Raw genomic sequence first — 19,080 nt, 5'->3', positions numbered from 1 at the left:
AGATGTGTATAAGAGACAGGTCTCCCCCTTTCCGGCTCTTGCCCCCGCCGCTATTCCAGGGCAGCAAGCGATCAATACGCTACTGGATCTAGCGCTCAGGGGCGATCTGAAGGGAGTTGTGGAGTACACGCAGCATCTGGAGCAGTCCGAGCCAGCTTGGACAGTCTTTACTACCCAACTGCGCCACCTGGCAAAAAGCTTTAAGGGCAAACAAGCGATTGAACTGATCAAACATTATCAGGCACAGCCATGAATCAGCCAACGACTGAAACAGGAACTATTTTGGTTGTGGATGACACCCCAACGAATTTAGAGGTGTTGTTTGATTTTTTGAATCAGGCGGGATTTAAAGTGCTGTTTGCGGAGGATGGGGAAAGTGCGTTAGAAAAAGCCCACTATGCCACTCCCGATCTCATTCTGCTAGACATTCTCATGCCCGGAATGGACGGCTTTGAAACCTGTCGTCGCCTGAAAGCCAGTCAGGCAACTCAAGCCATTCCCATTATTTTTTTGACAGCGCTCAGTGACACCCTGGATAAGGTGAAAGGCTTCACTCTTGGGGCGGTGGATTTCATTACCAAGCCACTTCAGTATGAGGAGGTGGTTGCCCGCGTCCAAACCCATTTGCGGGTGCAAACATTAACCAGACAACTCCAGACCCAAAATGCCCGATTGGAATATGAAATTCAGGAGCGTCAACAGGCAGAAGCGGCGATTAGACGGCAAAACCAACGATCGCAACTGTTCGCAGACGTAACACTGAAAATCCGCCGATCGCTGCATTTAGATGACATTCTGCAAACGGCGGTGACTGAAGTCCAGAAAATTCTCCACGCCGATCGGGTGCTGATTTATCGGCTATGGTCAAATGGGACAGGCAGTGGCATGGCGGAGGCAGTGCTGCCCGGTTTTCCCAGCATCATGGGGCACATCTTTCCCGAGGAAGTGTTTCCCGAAAGCAGCCGAGAACAATATCGCCAGGGGCAGATCCGCCGCTTGCATGATATTGAGCATAATCATGAGGTTTCACCTTGCCTGGTGGAGTTTTTGCGGCAGTTTCAGGTGAGAGCAAAACTGGTGATTCCGATTCTAACCAAGGAAGATTTGTGGGGACTGCTGATTGCTCACCAATGTGCTGATTCTCGCCAGTGGACTGACTTTGAAGCGGAATTACTCCAACAGCTTGCCGATCAAATTGGCATTGCACTGACCCAATCCCAGTTACTCGAACAAGAAATCCTACAACGACAGGAATTAGTTCGTTCTAATGCTGAACTGCAACAATTTGCCTATGTTGCCTCCCACGACTTACAAGAACCCCTGCGGATGGTAACCAGCTACCTGCAATTACTGGAGCAGCGTTACAAAGGTCAGCTAGATGCGGATGCGGATGACTTTATTCACTATGCTGTAGACGGGGCGGGACGGATGCGTACCCTGATCAATGATCTATTGAGCTATTCCCGCATTGGCACCCGAGGACAGGCGTTTGCCCTCACGAGTTGCACCGAGGCGGTCACTGGCGCGATCGCAAATTTGGCAGTGGCGATCGCTGAACGGCAGGCGATTGTCACCTACGCAGATTTACCAACCATTCAGGCAGATGCCACGCAACTGACTCAGCTATTTCAGAATTTGATCAGTAATGCGATTAAGTTTGCCGATACCGTTGCCCCCCACGTTTGGATTCAAGCCAGTCGCCAGGAGCAAGGCTGGTTGTTCTCGGTGCAAGACCATGGGATTGGCATTGATCCCCAGTATGCTGAGCGAATTTTTGTAATCTTTCAACGTTTACATAATCGGATCGATTACCCTGGTACTGGGATTGGACTGGCAATTTGCAAAAAAATTGTTGAGCGTCATGGTGGGCGAATTTGGGTACAGTCTGAGTTGGGGCAAGGCGCAACATTCTACTTCACAATTCCAGACAGAGGAGAACATTAATTGTGAATTCCCGGAATGTTGCTAGACCGATCGAGATTTTGCTGGTAGAAGATAATCCGGGAGATATTCGGCTGACGCAGGAAGTGCTAAAAGAGGGCAAGATCCATAATCATCTGAATGTAGTAGAAGATGGGGAAAAAGCGATCGCCTTTTTGCAACGAACTGCCCCCTATGACCAAGCGCCGCATCCCGATCTCGTTTTACTGGACTTGAATTTACCACGTCGGAATGGGTTAGAAGTATTACAGATTATTAAAAGTAATCCTTTACTCAAACATATTCCAGTCATTGTGTTTACCACATCTCAAGCCGAAGAGGATATTATTAGCGCTTACAGTCTTTATGCGAACTGTTACATCACGAAACCCATTGATTTGGGGCAGTTCATCAATAGTGTTAAATCCATTGAGAATTTCTGGTTAACCATCGTTAAATTACCATCGGAGTAAAAGATGGAAAACCAAGCGGCTATTCGGGTTTTGCTGATTGAAGATAATCCTGGCGATCGCCGATTACTGCAAGAACTCCTACGGGATGTTACGTCTGTTCCGATCCAGCTTGACTATAGCAACTGTTTAAGTCAAGGTCTGGAACGTCTCAGCGCTGGGAAGTTTGACGTAATTTTGTTAGACCTATTTTTGCCCGATAGCCAGGGATTTGACACCTTTACCCAACTCCATCAACGGGAGCAAGAAGTGCCGATCGTGGTGACAACTGGATTGAATGATGAAACCCTTGCCTTAAAGGCGGTACAAGAGGGTGCCCAGGATTATTTGGTCAAAGGTCAGATTACTGGAGAATTGCTGGTGCGATCGATTCGGTATGCGATCGAACGAAAGCGAGCCGAACAAAAGATTCGCGAGCAAGCCGCGCTGTTAGATATTGCCACCGATGCCATTCTGGTACGAGATGCCCACAACCGCATCTTATTTTGGAATAAAGGGGCAGAAAAACTGTATGGGTGGAAGGCGGAAGAAGTCCTGGGTCAACCGATTTCGGAGATCCTGTATCAGGATCCAGCCCAGCAATTCCTGGCAGCCCAACAGGAACTCCTCACTCACCAGGAATGGCAAGGAGAATTAAATCAAATTACCAAAACAGGACAGGAAATTATTGTGGAGAGTCGCTGGACTCTCGTGCGCGATGAAGAAGGCAATCCCAAATTCATTCTGGTTGTCAGCACTGATGTAACTGGGAAAAAACAACTGGAAGCCCAATTTTTCCGCGCTCAACGCCTGGAAAGTATTGGGACTCTAGCGAGTGGCATTGCCCATGATTTGAATAATATTTTGACTCCCGTTTTAGCCACTGCCCAATTGCTGCAAATGAAGCTGGTCAATCTAGATGAGCGGAGCTTGCAGATGTTACAGGTCTTGGAATCAAATGCCAAACGAGGGGCGGAACTGGTGAAACAGGTGTTGTCGTTTGCGCGAGGAGTCGAGGGCAAAGTCACGATTCTGCAAACCAGACATTTGATTCGAGAAATTCAACAAATTGTCCGGGAAACGTTCCCAAAATCGATCGAATTACAGGTAGAAACCGCCGCAAATTTATGGACAGTGACTGGCAATGCCACTCAGCTTCACCAGGTACTCATGAATTTGTGTGTAAATGCGCGGGATGCTATGCCAGAGGGCGGTATGCTCAAAATCATCGCCGAAAATCTGACGATCGATGCCAGTTATGCCCGCCTGAATTTGGAGGCTAAACCCGGCAAGTATATTGCGATTACAGTTGCCGATACTGGCATGGGCATGCCCAAAGAGTTATTTGAGCGGATTTTTGAGCCATTTTTTACCACCAAGGAACCGGGCAAAGGTACAGGCTTGGGGTTATCAACGGCGATCGGCATTATTAAAAGTCATCGCGGCTTCATTACCGTAGGCAGTTCTCTGGGTCAAGGCACTCAGTTTAAGGTGTTCCTGCCAGCCGTGATCGCCGAGCAGAATCTAGACGTTGGTAGCTCAGAACTATTCACTGGTCAGCGCGAATTAATCCTGGTTGTGGACGATGAAGCCCCCATTCGAGAAGTCACCAAGGCATCCCTAGAAACCTATAATTACCGGGTTCTTACCGCTGGTGATGGCGTTGAAGCGATCGCGTTATATGCCCAACATCAACAGGAGGTGCGCTTAGTGATTGTGGATATGATGATGCCCTCGATCGACGGCCCTACAACAATTCGCACCTTACACGAAATTAATCCTGATGTTAAAATTATTGCGGTTAGTGGGCTACTCCATAATTACCAATCCGCTTCGGCGGAACATTTAGGCATCCACAGGTTTTTACCCAAACCCTACACAATTCGCGAACTGTTGCAATCCATTCACGCCGCCTTATCTTCTAATCCTGCCTCAACACATCCTTAATTGTCTTGATGATGATATGAGGATCTACTGGTTTTGCCAGATGAGTTTGAAACCCAACCTCCAGGGCTGTTTGCCGATCGCGCTCTGCTGTATAGGCGGTTAATGCGATCGCGGGAATCCTGCCGCCCTGCTCAGGGGGTAAGGTACGCAAATGCCGCAGTAAGGCATAACCATCCATTTCAGGCATACCAATATCCGCCAGCAACACATCGAGTTGATTTTGGCGTAATTGTTCCAGAGCCGCCACAGCAGCAGTGACAGAAATGACGGTTGCCCCAGCCTGCTCCAGGATAAATTGCACCAGTTCTAAATTATCCACTTCATCATCAACCACTAGGATGTTGAGTCCAGCTAAGGGTGTAGGCAGACCTGGGTGAGGAATAGAGTGAATTGGAAGTGCTGAATCTATCGGATTCTGATTCACCATTTCAATGCGATTGATTAATGGTAACCGCACAGTAAAGGTTGATCCTTGAGCCTCACCGGGACTTGCCGCCTCGACGCTACCACCATGCAACTCCACAATGTATCGCACGATCGAGAGTCCTAACCCTAACCCACCAAACGATCGGGTCATGCTACTATCCGCTTGCCGGAAGGTATCAAACACATAGGGTAGGAATTCTGGTTGAATCCCCTGACCCGTATCCTGAATTTGAATCTGTACCAGGTCATCCACCTGCTCCAGCGCAATATCAATCCGACCTTGGGTGGAGGTAAATTTCACTGCATTGGTCAGAAGATTCCAGAATACCTGTTGTAACCGAGTGGCATCCCCCAGCACACAACCGACCTGTGGTTGAAACTGAGTATGAATCTGAATGGCTTTGGCTTCAGCCGCTAACCGTACCGTGTCGATCGCCGCTCGAATCGTCACCGCTAAATCAACCGGATAGCTATTTAAACTAATCTTGCCTCGCAGAATGCGCGAAATATCTAATAGATCTTCAATCAGTTGCACCTGCAATTTGGCATTACGTTCGATCGTCTCCACGGCGATCACGGTTTTTTCCGGTGTTAATCGCCCAGATTGCAACAGCTTTGCCCAGCCTAAAATCGGATTCATTGGGGTTCGCAGTTCATGGGACAACACGGCCAGAAATTCATCTTTCATCCGGTTGGCGGCTTCGGCTTCGGCTCTTGCCCGTTGTTCCGCTTCATACAGTTGTGCCCGCCCGATCGCCTGAGCACATTGCTGCGCCAGTGCCAACATAAATGCCCGATCGTCCTCGGTTAAGGTAGGAACTTGGGCAAAACTGAGGGACATACCCCCGATCGCCCGACCTTCAACGATCAACGGTAAGGAAATCCAACCGGCATAGTTCGTCCGGGCATAAAGCTGCTGCATGTGGGGATAGCGCTGGCTGCGCTCGGTCAAACTTTCCTCCCAAATTGGCGTTTTAGTGCGTACCGTTTCTGCCAAAGCGACAGGGGTTGTCACGGCAAACCGTTGCCATTGCTCCATAAGAGCAGGGGGATAGCCAACGGAGTGAATCACCTCTAGCTCAGTTGGATCGGTCGTTACTACAGCCACAACGGCTGCCATAGCCTGTAAGACTGCTTGACTTTGTTCCACCACCACCGCCGCCACCTGAGCCGGAGTTAATGATTCCGATAGAGCAGCCGTCACTAATTGCAGACGGGCATTGCGATCGGCAGTTTGTTCTGCCCGGTGCCGCGCCTGTTCTGCCTGCTGGTAAAGTCGGGCATTCGCGATCGCCATAGCAGCCCGATCCGCGAGATCCTGAAATAGGCTGATATCCCTGGGCTGATGCGGTTCCGCCGGATCATGGCGCGTTAAACTTAAGGTGCCGATCGTTTCTCCCTGCACAGTTAACGGCACGACTAATACACTGCACACACTAAACTGCTCTAAATACCCCTGGTAGGCTGGTCTAACCATCGCCCGAAATCTGGTGGCATCGGCGGCTCTGCTCAATAAGAGCGGTTCACCTGTTTGTAATACTTGGCCACTCATCCCCTCATCCGCCTTACGGGGATGGGCTTCTAGCAGTTGTCTGACCAATTGTTGAACCGGTGCTTCAGGATGGTAGCAGGACGCATGGGTAAACCATTGGCGATCGGCAGACAGTAAGCTCAACACACAAACATCCTGGGTAAACTCGCTCACCAAATGGGTAATCGTATCTAACAAAACGTGCAGATTTAAGTTGGCAGCAGCAAAGGTACAGGAAGCCTGGGCTAAAAAGCGCTGCGTTTGTTCGGTGCGTTTCTGCTCATCAATATCCGTGGCGGTGCCTAACCAGGCGATAATGCGATCGCCACTTGCCCGAATTGGAGTAATTCGGCTCAAATGCCAGCGATATACTCCATCCGATCGACGAATCCGGCATTCCAGTGCATAACTCTCCCCATGTCGTAAGGCTTGCACCCAACGGCGAAACACGATCGGGATATCCTGGGGATGAAATACCTGTTGCCAACCGTTGCCCTGGGTTTGCTCCAGCGCTAATCCCGTGAAGTCAGTCCAGGTCTGATTGCAATAGTAGGTGAGTCCTTCAGCATCAGCTATACAGACTAATTGCGGCAAGGAGGCGACCAAGGAACGATACAGTTCCTCACTGCGACGCAGGGCTTGCTCTACCTGCTTATAGTCTGTCACATCGCGGGTAATGCCTAACAGAGACTCAACCGCACCATCAGCTGCCAACTCCGTTACCATCTGGGTTTGATAGTAGCGCATCCCTTCAGCCGTCATAAACTCGAAGTCAAAGCGGCATCCTTCCCCCGTCAGAAAACAGGCTTGCATCTGCTCTTGCCAGAGTTGACACAGATCAGCCGGAACACCGACCTCCACATGGGTTTTGCCGGAATATTGGCTGGCGGGCAATCCCGTTGCTTGTTCGATCGCAGGACTGACATAGACATGGCGCAACTCCCGATCGAAGCGGGCAATAATATCCGGGGCGTTTTCCGTCAAGGTTTGAAACTGGCGCTCCCGGCGCTGAAGTTCGGCTTCCAGGTGTTTGCGATCGCTGATGTCCTGAAATACGGCAACCGCCGCAACAATATTCTCCTGAGCATCTAAGATGGGTGCCGAGTTGACCGTAATAAAGACGCGGCTACCATCATGCCGGTGTAATTCCATCTCTTCATTGGTAATTACTTCGCCACGCCGGAGCGATCGGGACAGGGGATAGTCTTCCGGAGCATAGGGCTGCCCCGTGGGCGCAAAGGCAGTAAAGGGTATCACCGCGACCTCAATCGCCTGGATGCGATCGAAATCATAGTCATAGCCAATAATTTGCTTTGCCTGCTCATTGGCAAGCACCAGTGCCCCCGATGCCGCATCGGCAGTTAGCACTCCAGCAGGCATTTGTCGTAGTACCGCTTCAAAGCGTGTGCGTTCCGTTTCCAGGGCTTGGAGGAGTTGCTCGGGTTCGGCGGTTGATGAGAGACTGCGGGCAAAGTGTTCGATCACCTCGGAGCGCGAAATTCCCCGCTTTTGGGCTTCCTGCTCCAGGCACTGCCAAGCGGTTTGAGTCAGACTGATACTGACCCGTTGTTTCGTTTCTGATTGCCAATTATGCACAAACTTGCCTGTAACATCCCGCTTCATGAGGCATATCCGTATACACACACGGTCATCCCCTATTGAATCCGAGTTTTTTGCTCATGCAAATCTGTCTGAAGACGGACGCTGAGTTTAAAACAGGGGCATTAGCTTGGCAGGGTTGAGGACTAGGCAACTGTCCTTCGCTTAAACTTCTTTCTAACTACTGCGGTATATAAAACTTGTGATGCGTCGATCTCAATCTCATTCTGCCCGTTGGCAAACGGTATGCGCGATCGGAATTAGTCTCTGGTTCACGCTGGTACTGCTATTAGCGCCTGGGATGGCTCAGACTCCGGATAAAGCCACGGTTGTCTTGGATGGGCAACCGATCTTTCAGGTGAATGCGTCCGGCGAATATACCGCTCGGGAACGTGCCGCCTTAGTCAACCTGCAATTAAAAGAAGCGGTAGAGTCTACAACCCCGATCGAACTGAGGGTTGAACAACGCAACAATCAACCGACTATTTTATTAAACGATCGCCATTTGTTAACGGTCACTAACTTAGATGCCGGATTAAATAGCGCCCCTACCACCCAGGCAGAAATTTGGGTGCGTACCCTGCAAAATTCTCTGCAAACCGCCCAGGCAGAGCGGCAACCCAATTACCTCCGGAATGCGATCGTCATTGCCGTGATCATTACAATCATCGTCATTGCCCTGTCTTGGGTTTTAGGACGGTTACGTTATCGCTTTGCCCAAACCATCCACCGTCGATTACCTGTGACGGAAACAGGCAGTCCTTCCCCCGAAGTGTCTACCAGCTTAGAAGTCTTTTCTAAACTACTGTTAGCCTTCACCAGAATCATGCTGTGGGGAACCACCGCCTTATACATCGCCAATTTATTTCCGTTTACCCGGCGTTGGAGTTATCAAATCTCTTCGATCCTGCTCACCAGTTTTACGGCTCCGGTATTAACGCTGGATCAAGCGGCTTACTCGCTCACCGATCTGCTAATTTTAGGGGCACTGTTATTCGGAGTGGTGGTTGCCGCCCGCATCCTGACTGATTTTTTAAAGTCGCGCGTACTGACTGTCGCGGGGATTAATCGCGGTGCCCAGGAAGCGATCGCCATTCTGACGAAATACAGTCTGATTACCCTGGGTGTTCTGGTGTTACTCCAACTCTGGGGCTTAAATATTAGTTCTCTAGCCATTCTAGCCAGCGCCTTAGGGATTGGGATTGGCTTTGGCTTACAGGATATTGCCAAGAATTTTGTCAGTGGGTTAGTGCTGGTGTTCGAGCGTCCGGTTCAGGTGGGGGATTTTATTGAACTAGAGAACCTCAAGGGAACCGTAGAACGAATTGGTGCCCGTAGCACCGAAGTTAAAACCCTGGATCAGGTTTCGATTATTGTGCCGAACTCGCGGTTTTTGCAACAGGAAGTCATTAACTGGAGCCATCACAATCCGTTATCCCGCCTACATCTACCCGTGGGTGTCTCGTACCACGCCGATCCAGAGGTGGTACGTTCAGCCTTATTAGAGGCCGCGCAGCATCATGAGAGTGTCTTAACTAATCCGCCGCCCCACGTCTTTTTTAAGGGATTTGGAGACAGTGCCCTGAACTTTGAATTATTAATCTGGGTACGAGAACCCCAAAAACAGTTTGCCATTAGCAGTGATCTTTACTTTGAGATTTTTGCCATTCTGCACCAGCAGCAAATTGAGATTCCCTTCCCACAACATGATCTCCATTTACGATCGGGATCGCTGCAACTTTCACCCCAGCTAGAGGCTGCCCTATTTCAGCTATCCCAACAGTTTCTTCAAGGGAATTCCTTGACTAGAGATGGCAATCGTAATTCCACCCCTCCTTACAACGATCGATAAAATCGTTCTTCCAGCCAATGCTGCACTTCCTCTTCCGATTCCATATAGGTCTTTTGCCCCGTTCTGGGATCATAGGCACACCACCAGGTACGACCTTCAGGATCGAGAATTTGCTGGATTTCCGGTTCTGGAAACAGCGGCGATCGCGACCGGAATAGGGGTTGATTGAGAATTAGCCACAAGGTACGCCAGGGATTACTGGGATTACTGGGATAAATTCCCCGGCGATACCAGGTCAATGCCAAACAGCGCTCCAGATGCTCGGTACACTGTTGATCAGAAAAATTGGTAATGACACCATCCACCAGCGATCGCCAAATTTGACGACAGCGAATCATCATCACGCGATGCGGCGATCGCGGTTCCGGGATGGCATCGGGAATCAATTCTAAATCTTGATAGATCTGCCACTGACGATTCATGAGACGCTCCATGCATTCCATAACCAGATGAAGCGCGTTCCTTCGGGCAACTCCCTACTTCCGTCCTCCCGCCCAAATTGGTATCGTCATGCCCCTTTCGGCAGAGGAGGATGAACGGTTCTTATTTCTGTATTTATTGTTACAGAATTATGTTTTCGCTGCAAGGTTATGTCTAGAAACGGCAACATTTCATCTTAATTCGATCACAATGCTCAGGAATGCCGTCCACGACATTGCCACATTTACTCGCTACGATCGCGGTTCAGCGGCTTAATGTAACAGTCCAAAAGCATCCTCTTAGCAAGGAACGCTGGCATCTAGATTTATTTGCTGATTGAGTTAGTAATGCCTCAAGCTAATCAGTCACCTTTAATATTGCAAGTCTTGCGTAAAACTCCCTTGCGCGTCCTCTTAGTCGTTCCGTTTGTTGTACAGATTTCAGCCGCCGTCGGGTTGACAGGATGGGTAACGTTACAGAATGGACAGCAGTCGATTCAGGATTTGGCGACTCAGTTACGTCAGCGAGCAAGTGTCCAAATTACCCATTATCTTGAAGATCAATTAAGCCTGCCCCAACAAATCAATCAACTTAACTTAGAGGCGATTGAAACCGGAATTCTCAACCATCAAGACTTTGACGCGATGGGTAAACTGTTTTGGAAACAAATGCAGATTGCTAAAGTGGGCTATATCAATTTCGCCAACCCTCAAGGGGAGTTTATTGGCGTAGAGCGTCTGGATCAGGGCGACTTACTGATCAACGAGCGATCGCACCGGTTAGGTGGAGAACAGTTACATGTTTACACTGCCAATCCCCACGGCGATCGCAGGCAGCAGTTAGCCGCTAAACCCTACAATCCCTTAATTGAAGCCTGGTATGTCGATGCGGTTAAGGCTCAGCGTCCCCTATGGACCCAGATTTATCAATGGGATGATAAGCCGGAAGTATTATCAATCTCTTCTAGTTACCCGGTTTACGATCGCGATCGTCACCTGATTGGCGTGATTGGCGTTGATTTGATTCTGTCTCAATTTAGTGAGTTCTTACAACAGCAGGAAATTACTCCCAATAGCGAAACGTTTATTCTGGAGCGGAATGGCTTGCTGGTTGCGAGTTCCAGTTCTACTCCGCCCTTCAAACTGGTTAATGGTCAGGCACAACGGTTACTGGCGATCGATAGCCTGGATCCTGGTATCCAGACCACCGCGCAACATCTCCAACAGCAATTCCATACCTGGAATAGGATTCAAGTGCCGCAACAGCTTGAATTTGACCTGAACGGGAAGCGCAAGTTTGTAGATATTACGCCCTGGCAAGATGCCTATGGGTTGGATTGGTTAATTGTGGTGGTGATCCCAGAATCCGATTTCATGGCGCAAATTCGGGCAAACACCCAGACCACCATCCTGATTTGTCTACTCTTTTTGGCATTAGCAATTTTATTGGGTTTAATTACTTCTCGCTGGATTACCCAGGCGATTCAAAAATTAATTCGAGCCAGTCAGGCGATCGCGGATGGTCAACTGAATCAAATGATTGAGGTGAAAGGGTTTCAAGAGTTGGAAGTGTTATCCCAATCCTTTAACCAAATGGCAAGCGAATTAAATCATGCCTTCACCGATTTAGAAGCGCGGGTTGCTCAGCGCACAGCGGAACTGGCAGAAGCGAAGGAACTGGCAGAAACCGCTAATTTAACTAAAGGTGAGTTTCTCGCCAATATGAGTCATGAACTCCGCACCCCCTTGAATGCCATTCTGGGGTTCAGCCAAATTCTGGTACAGGATCCTGCCCTACCCCAAACCCATCACGATCATTTACTGATTATTCAACGCAATGGGGAACATCTTTTGCGGATGATTAACGAGTTACTGGCCGTCTCCAAATTAGGCATCGGCAGTCCCATCAAACCATCGAATTACTTTGATGAAACGTTGAATGTCAAATTGATCGCTCAGTCATGCCCTAGCGCCGCGATCGTGGCGGACGAGTTAAGCTACTACTTGATCCAAATGCCGCCGGAATGGGTAGATCAATTGTATGAGGCTGCCGTGAAAGGATTTGATCAAAGCATTTTACAGCTAACGGAGCAAATCCCCGCCGATTTAGCCCTCTTAGCAGAGACCCTGAAACAATGGGTAGCCAGTTTCTGTTTTGATCAGGTCGTTAATCTGGTGCAAATTTCTGCCCACCTACGGGTACAACGACCACAGGACAACCGCCCTGATCCTTCGCCCCCCGAACAAGCCTAGCGATTTTAGCCCCGATCGCCCGCTCTTTCACAAAGTTTCCACATTTATTCTCTAACCTGGAGAAAGTTGACTCCATTTCTCCATCGTTGCCTTTGACGTTCTGGTGAAGGCAGTTTTGATTTGTTTAGGGATAGCTTATGAATTTCTCGACTCCTTCTGTGCCGGAGACAGCCACCTCCCTGCCTCACCCCGATCCTCTCACCCTCTCACCCAACAGAGCATCGAGCCAGCTCCCCTATGGCAATCAACTGATTCGCTGGTTTCAATCCTTACAGGTTGGGCAAAAGATCGGCTATGGCTATGCTCTATCTCTGAGCATAGCCGCGATCGGGGCAACGGTGGGCGGCATTTTGGGTAGCCATTATCAATATCAGTCATCCCTGTTGGAGGAACATGCCCAGCAGGAAATTGAGTTCGTGGGTAACTTGCAAACCAGCCTGCTCCAAACCCATGGGCATCAGGTACGGTTGATTGCCTCGATTCCCAAACCAGACCAATTTGTAGATGAGCTTGCCCATATCCAGACCGAGATCCAGCAATTGCGAACCAATTGGGATACCCTTAAAACCTTTGCTCAAACAGACTTACATGTTGCAGATGAGCATCATGGTCACTTAGCAGAATTGTTACAAAAATATAATCAATCGATCGAAGTATACCTTCAGCAGTTAACGGAATTCACCCAACTGTTAGCGCATAGCCCAACTGATCTCCCCAACCAACAACGATTGCTGCAATCTGCCCAGCATCCCGCTATAGCGGAGGCGATGATGGTCGCCGATCAGTTAGGGGAAATTCTGGTAGATAGTCGTGAGGAGTATGAAGCGTCGGAAGCGAACGCTAAACTCGTAGCGCAGCATCAATTACAAATTATTCTGACCAGTACCATTGCCTCGATCGCCATTGCCGCATTACTGGCTTATCTCACCAGTCGCGCGATCGCGGCTCCCCTGGAAGCAACGACTCAGGTGGCTCGAACCGTCGCCCAAACCGACAATTTTGCTCTCCAAGCTCCCGTGGCAACGCAGGATGAAATTGGTATCCTTGCCACCTCCTTAAATCAATTGATCCGCCGCTTTCAGCACCTCCAGACAGAACAAAAGGCAAGTGAACAACAACTACATGATGCCCAGCAGCTTTTGCAACTGGTGATTGATACCATTCCTCAAACCATTTTTTGGAAAGATCACAATTCTGTGTTCTTAGGCTGTAACCGGAAAATGGCAGAACTAGCCGGATTAGCCAATCCGGAGGCGATCGTGGGCAAAACGGACTATGACCTACCCTGGACAACCGCCGAATCTGAGGCATATCGGGAGTGCGATCGGCGGGTGATGACATCGGACATCCCAGAATTAGGCATTATCGAGTCGCTCCAAACAGCCGAAGGTGAACAACGGTGGATCGAAACCAACAAAGCTCCATTGCATGATAGAAACGGACAGGTGATCGGCATTCTTGCCACATTCCAGGATATTACAGAGCGTAAATTAGCCGAACTGCAACTACAGCAACTGAATGAAGAATTACAACAGCAAAGCTTACAGCTAAAAGAGGCATTAACTCAACTGAAGAAATCGCAGTTACAACTGATTCAAACCGAGAAAATGTCCTCGTTAGGACAATTGGTGGCTGGAATTGCTCATGAAATCAATAATCCAGTCAACTTTATTCATGGCAACTTAACCCATGCCAGTGAGTACATTCAGAACCTGCTGAGTTTAATTCAACTCTATCAACGGCACTATCCCCAACCACATCCCGAGATTCAAGCGGAAGTTACGGCACTGGAATTAGATTTTCTCACTACGGACTTAATGAAACTACTGAAATCGATGCGGATGGGTACTGATCGCATTCGGGAAATCGTCCTTTCTCTGCGAAACTTCTCCCGCTTAGACGAAGCAGATGTCAAGAGCGTCAACATTCATGAAGGAATTGATAGCACCCTCACTATTCTGCACAACCGCCTGAAAGCCAAAGCCGAACATCCGGAGATTGAGGTGATTCGGGAATATGGGCAGTTACCCCTGATCGAGTGCTACGCCGGACAATTAAACCAGGTGTTTATGAATGTGTTGAGTAATGCGATCGATGCCTTAGATGATTTGGCTGCCGGACAATCCTATCTCGATCTGGTTGCCAACCCCGGTAAAATTTGGATTCGCACCGAAATCCTCAATTCTGAACAAGTTGCCATTCGGATTGCCGATAATGGGCCTGGGATGCCTGAAGCGGTGCGAGCTAAACTGTTTGATCCCTTCTTTACAACCAAACCCGTGGGTCGAGGAACCGGGCTGGGGCTGTCCATCAGTCATCAAATTATCACCGAAAAGCATGGTGGTAGTCTGTCCTGCCAATCTACACCCGGACAGGGCACCGAGTTTACGATCGAACTTCCGATTCGACGTTAGCTCCTGCCAGCCTCAGGATAGTTCTAAATCTTTGAGGGCAGAATTGGTCAATTCAAATACTTGATGAAAGTCGAATTCTTGAATCCGTTCCTGGAGAGCTTTCGCCAGTGCCGGGTGAGCCGCAGGAATCTGCTGAATTAGGTTGAGGAGTTGGTCAGGTTCTAACGCGATCGTCGCAGCATGTACCAGTTTGATCCATTCCACGGGCATTACCTGTAAGGCTTGCGGGGTGAGGGAGTAAGGAGGCAGGCGAACACTCGAGTGGCTTGAATCAGGCGGGTTCGCAACCAGATGGGCTGGCTCCTCGGCATAGAGATACTGCACCCCTAAATACTCTGCCATTTTCTCTAGCAGGGTTTCGATCTGAAACGGTTTGCGAATAAAGTCATTACAACCCACCGCCAGAATCCTTGCCCGTTGTTCTTCAAACGCACTCGCCGTTAAGGCAATGATCACCGTAGGTTGGAGATAGGGAGGCTGCACCGCTTCGATCGCCCGAATTTGACGAGTCGCTTCGTAGCCATCCAGTTCTGGCATCCGCATATCCATCCAAATCAAATGCGGATGCCACCGTTGCCACATCGCGATCGCCTCGCGACCATTGACCACCGTTTGGACATCAAACCCCAACGGTTGCAACAAACTCATTAACAGTTTCCGGCTCGGCAGGTTATCCTCCACCACGAGAAGCCGGTACGTCGGTTGATTGGGAGCCAGCCCCACCACCTGACGACAGACCAGCACATCCAGATCTGGGGTTGCCTGAGCACAACTTGCCTGCACCGTAAACCGCACTGTCGTGCCCTGCCCCACCTGACTTTCGATCGTAATGTCGCCTCCCAATAAATAGACATACTGACGACTAATGGCCAGCCCTAATCCCGTACCATCCTGGGTTCTATGCCCCGGATTGGCTTGAACAAAGGGATTGAACAGCGTATCCACAGCCTCAGTCGGAATGCCGATGCCCGTATCCTTGACCTCAAACACCAGGGTATAGGAGATATTGCGCTCCACCCGATCATGTGCTGGACTGGGAGTGAGTCGTCTCACCCGCAAAATCACCTCACCTGTCGGCGTAAATTTCACAGCATTGCCCAACAGATTAATCAGAATCTGACGTAATTTGTTGTCATCGGTATGGATATAGCGGGGCAGATGACCATCGCGATCAAGCGTCAGTTGTACCCCTTTCGTTTCTGCTCGCAGACGAAACATTTCGGTCAAGCTATCGAGTAAAGAGTACAGATCGAAATCCGTGGGCGTAAAGTTCACCTGACCCGCTTCAATTTTGGACATCTCTAAAATGTCGTTGATCAGGTTGAGCAAATGTTCGCCACTGCGATTGATAATGCCTAAATTCTCCCGGTGCTGCTCCCCGATCGCGGTATCCCGCACCATTAATTGACTGAAGCCTAAAATCGCATTCAGGGGAGTCCGGAGTTCATGGCTCATATTCGCCAGAAATGCACTCTTCGCCCGATTTGCCGACTCCGCCGCTTCCTTTGCCTGTCGCAGTTCCGCCGTTCGAGCCTCTACCCGCATCTCTAACTCAGCATTTGCCCGCCGGAGTGCCGCTTCTGCCGCTTTGCGATCGCTAATGTCGGTATGGGTGCCTAACATGCGTAGGGGTTGCCCCGCCTCATCCCAGGCAACAATTTTTCCTAGCGACAAAATCCATTTCCAATTGCCACTACGGGTGCGTTGCCGAAACTCCACGACATAGTCAGAAATTTCGCCACTCACATAGGCCCGATAGATATTGGCGACACTTTCTTGATCATCGGGATGCAACCGGGCAATCCATTTGGCATTGGTTTCATGAAACGTAGCAGGGTCATACTCCAGCATCGTGGCATACTCCAGACTCACCACGGCTTCCCCCGTTTGCAGATTCAAATCGTATAACCCCTGATTCGCTGCCACTAATGCCAGTCGCAGACGTTCCTCACTATCTCGCAGCGCGGCTTCTACCTGCTTCAAGGCACTAATATTCGTCACCCCCGACCAAATAAACGGTTCCCCATCTCGCTCAATTACGATGCCTGAAAGTTGGACGGGCACTAAATGCCCCTCTTTGTGAATATATTCTTTTTCATAGGGCCCATAGCGTCCGGTCGATCGCAAAGTTTGCAACTGTACCTGTTCTGCCGCCGCGTACCGTTCGGGAGTGATATCAAAATAGGTCAGCGTCAGGGTTTCCTCGATACTACGACCAATCATCTCGGCAAACGCCGGATTGACATCTACCAAGCTCCCGTCCATCTGACACAACACCAGCCCGATCGGCGCGGTTTCAAATAGGATACGACGATAGGCTTCGCTCTCCTGCCAGGCTTGCTGCGATTTGAATAAATCCTGAGTCCGCTGTTGTACCCGCATTTCCAGTTCTTCATTCAGTTGATGCAGGGACTCCAGAACTTGTAGCCGTTCCAGTTCCGCCGCCGCCCGCGCTGCAAAAATCCGCAGAATTGTTTCAGCCTGGGGAAGATTCGCGATCGGCTGTTGGCTGATCACACACAGTAAGCCAATCACCTGCCCCCCACTATTTTTGAGGGCAATCCCAAAGTAACTTTCGGCATTCAAATGACCCAAATCCTGATCCTGCGGAAACCGAGCTTGCACCTGACGATCGCAATAGTAAATGCCATTGGTCAGGGTGATTTCGCAAGGAGTGTGGGCAATCGCATAGGTAAAGTTAGACAACAATGTGCCATTGGCAAAACATGCCAGCGTTTCTAACCATTGATGGTGTGTGCGCGAAACGATCACATGCGAAACCTGTAACGCCCGGGCAATTTGTTGGGCTAACGCTGGGAAAAAGGCTTCGCCCGTGACTGACGCTGTGCTTTCAACCAAGGTTTGCAAGGTTTGCTGCGTCGATTGTAGTTGTTGCTCAAGCTGGCGGCGATCGGTGACATCGCGCACAATCACCAACACCTCTTGCTCACCACACACCGCAATCCTGACTTCTTCAGTCCGCATGTCGCCATTCACAGCAAGCTCCTGTTCATACACCTGGAGTTCTCCCGTGTGCAGTGCTTGTTGAATTCGGCGTAATCGCAGATCTGCCAGGTGAGGGGGCAAGCCGCCCGCATAGATCTGCTTCCCGACCAAAGCAGCATCGCCCAACACCTGAAACGTTCGAGTGGGAAAAAAGTCGAGATAAATCCCATCCCCTGACATCCGCATGATTAAGTCAGGCAAGGCATTGATTAACACCCGGTGCTTGCTTTCACTTTGCCGTAAGGCAGCTTCCGCCTGTTTGCGATCGCTAATATTCTCCACGATCGCCAGATCGGCAATCCGATTGCCATCGGCATCTTGCACAGAGGACACGGTAACAGATACCCAGATCACCGTCCCATCCCGACGCAGGTAGCGTTTTTCTAGAGTGAAGGAGTCAATTTCACCCGCCAGCAGTTGGGCTTGGGGCTGCTGTTGGCGTTGCAGGTCATCCGGATGGGTAATTTGGTGAAATGTCCGTTCCAGCAACTCTGCTTCCGTATAGCCCAACAATCGGCAGAACCATTGATTCACCCGGATAAATCGCCCCGACAAATCCGCTAGATTAATCCCCAGGGCAGTCTGCTCAAAGATGGTGCGAAACCGCGCCTCACTTTCCCGTAACGCCCGTTCCAGACGTTTGCGATCGCGAACGTCTTGCTGAAACTGCTCCTGAGTTTGGCGTATCCCTGGCGGGACGGAGTGGGCTAAGAATTGCCTATTTTGCTGACACTGAAGATGGAATTTGATTTTGGTCAATACTTCGGTAGCTTGCCAGGGTTTTAGCAAGTAATCACTCGCCCCCCATTGGAAGGCGGCTGCCCGCTGATCTACCCCAGACAGAATCATGATGATGGGAACAGCCGCGATCGTGGGTTCCGCTTGCCACTGTTGACCCACCTGCCAGTCATGTCTAGCTGCCAGTTCCTGATCCAGCACGATCAAATCAGGGGGGTGCGTTTGAACAGCCGCTTTTACCTGTGCCGCCGTCGCCGCGATCGCAAAGCCCACGTCAGCTTTCGCCAGGATTTGGGATAGCACCTGGATATCGGATGGTTGCTCATCCACAATTAGAATCCAATGTGCGTTCAAAGACTCGACTACAGCCCCATGTACTACCAAAGTCTGGTCAAGGATTTTAATCACAGTCTTTTCACTCTAGCAAAGAAATAATTCCGATCGCAACTCAATAACTTTATTTAATAGGAATTGACCACACTATACTGAGATGGCAGGGTTTTGCTGCACAGACTCGGAGGATAGC

General features: G+C 49.9%; 11 protein-coding genes and 1 riboswitch. Of the genes, 8 read left to right on the top strand and 3 right to left on the bottom strand.

All coding sequences use genetic code 11. From position 1 onward, the window contains the following. From ACN4EK_RS02085 to ACN4EK_RS02070, 4 genes are all read left to right on the top strand, one after another. A partial coding sequence (locus ACN4EK_RS02085) for a hypothetical protein (RefSeq protein WP_431655732.1) occupies positions 1 to 253 on the top strand: 253 nt, incomplete at its 5' end. Then, positions 250 to 1,944 (top strand): response regulator, encoded by a 1,695-nt coding sequence (locus tag ACN4EK_RS02080; RefSeq protein ID WP_431655731.1) that lies wholly within the window; start codon positions 250 to 252, stop codon positions 1,942 to 1,944. The genes ACN4EK_RS02085 and ACN4EK_RS02080, both read left to right, overlap by 4 nt. A gap of 2 nt (positions 1,945 to 1,946) precedes the next feature. Beyond that, on the top strand, positions 1,947 to 2,393 hold the full coding sequence (locus ACN4EK_RS02075; protein ID WP_431655729.1) for a response regulator: 447 nt from the start codon (positions 1,947 to 1,949) through the stop codon (positions 2,391 to 2,393). 3 nt (positions 2,394 to 2,396) lie between these two features. Continuing rightward, entirely contained in the window at positions 2,397 to 4,316 is a 1,920-nt protein-coding gene (locus ACN4EK_RS02070) for a hybrid sensor histidine kinase/response regulator (RefSeq protein WP_431655727.1), read from the top strand. On the opposite strand, the gene ACN4EK_RS02065 is transcribed toward ACN4EK_RS02070, so the two are convergent. Beyond that, the gene (locus ACN4EK_RS02065; RefSeq protein ID WP_431655725.1) at positions 4,291 to 7,896 is read right to left on the bottom strand and encodes a PAS domain S-box protein; all 3,606 of its coding nucleotides are present in this window, start codon (positions 7,894 to 7,896) and stop codon (positions 4,291 to 4,293) included. The genes ACN4EK_RS02070 and ACN4EK_RS02065 overlap by 26 nt on opposite strands. A gap of 181 nt (positions 7,897 to 8,077) precedes the next feature. On the opposite strand from ACN4EK_RS02065, the gene ACN4EK_RS02060 reads away from it, so the two are divergent. Continuing rightward, a complete protein-coding gene (locus tag ACN4EK_RS02060) occupies positions 8,078 to 9,724 on the top strand; it encodes a mechanosensitive ion channel family protein (RefSeq protein WP_431655723.1) in 1,647 nt (548 codons plus the stop codon). Here the strand turns inward: ACN4EK_RS02060 and ACN4EK_RS02055 are convergent. Then, a complete protein-coding gene (locus ACN4EK_RS02055; protein WP_431655721.1) occupies positions 9,709 to 10,146 on the bottom strand; it encodes a hypothetical protein in 438 nt (145 codons plus the stop codon). The genes ACN4EK_RS02060 and ACN4EK_RS02055 overlap by 16 nt on opposite strands. 31 nt (positions 10,147 to 10,177) lie before the next feature. Beyond that, positions 10,178 to 10,265: riboswitch (Glutamine riboswitch) on the bottom strand. Here ACN4EK_RS02055 and ACN4EK_RS02050 point away from each other — a divergent pair. From ACN4EK_RS02050 to ACN4EK_RS02040, 3 genes are all read left to right on the top strand, one after another. Continuing rightward, positions 10,235 to 10,420: a hypothetical protein gene (locus ACN4EK_RS02050; protein WP_431655719.1), complete on the top strand. Its 186-nt coding sequence runs from the start codon at positions 10,235 to 10,237 to the stop codon at positions 10,418 to 10,420. It overlaps the preceding riboswitch by 31 nt. Before the next feature lie 71 nt (positions 10,421 to 10,491). Next, entirely contained in the window at positions 10,492 to 12,396 is a 1,905-nt protein-coding gene (locus tag ACN4EK_RS02045) for a sensor histidine kinase (RefSeq protein ID WP_431655717.1), read from the top strand. Positions 12,397 to 12,533: 137 nt separating this feature from the next. Further along, entirely contained in the window at positions 12,534 to 14,810 is a 2,277-nt protein-coding gene (locus tag ACN4EK_RS02040) for an ATP-binding protein (protein WP_431655716.1), read from the top strand. A gap of 12 nt (positions 14,811 to 14,822) precedes the next feature. Here the strand turns inward: ACN4EK_RS02040 and ACN4EK_RS02035 are convergent, their stop codons facing one another. Then, positions 14,823 to 18,884: a PAS domain S-box protein gene (locus tag ACN4EK_RS02035; protein ID WP_431655715.1), complete on the bottom strand. Its 4,062-nt coding sequence runs from the start codon at positions 18,882 to 18,884 to the stop codon at positions 14,823 to 14,825. Positions 18,885 to 19,080: the final 196 nt, after the last annotated feature.

The sequence above is a fragment of the Pantanalinema rosaneae CENA516 genome (genome assembly GCF_050753385.1).
GTDB lineage: Bacteria > Cyanobacteriota > Cyanobacteriia > Leptolyngbyales > Leptolyngbyaceae > Pantanalinema > Pantanalinema rosaneae.
This window is presented reverse-complemented; position numbering and strand designations above follow the sequence as displayed.

Bases quoted from the DNA above. Each gene is read 5' to 3' on its own strand.
- ACN4EK_RS02060 (WP_431655723.1), top strand. From the start codon at position 8,078: ATGCGTCGATCTCAATCTCATTCTGCCCGTTGGCAAACGGTATGCGCG.
- ACN4EK_RS02045 (WP_431655717.1), top strand. From the start codon at position 10,492: ATGCCTCAAGCTAATCAGTCACCTTTAATATTGCAAGTCTTGCGTAAA.
- ACN4EK_RS02080 (WP_431655731.1), top strand. From the start codon at position 250: ATGAATCAGCCAACGACTGAAACAGGAACTATTTTGGTTGTGGATGAC.
- ACN4EK_RS02065 (WP_431655725.1), bottom strand. From the start codon at position 7,896: ATGAAGCGGGATGTTACAGGCAAGTTTGTGCATAATTGGCAATCAGAA.
- ACN4EK_RS02050 (WP_431655719.1), top strand. From the start codon at position 10,235: ATGCCCCTTTCGGCAGAGGAGGATGAACGGTTCTTATTTCTGTATTTA.
- ACN4EK_RS02055 (WP_431655721.1), bottom strand. From the start codon at position 10,146: ATGAATCGTCAGTGGCAGATCTATCAAGATTTAGAATTGATTCCCGAT.
- ACN4EK_RS02070 (WP_431655727.1), top strand. From the start codon at position 2,397: ATGGAAAACCAAGCGGCTATTCGGGTTTTGCTGATTGAAGATAATCCT.
- ACN4EK_RS02040 (WP_431655716.1), top strand. From the start codon at position 12,534: ATGAATTTCTCGACTCCTTCTGTGCCGGAGACAGCCACCTCCCTGCCT.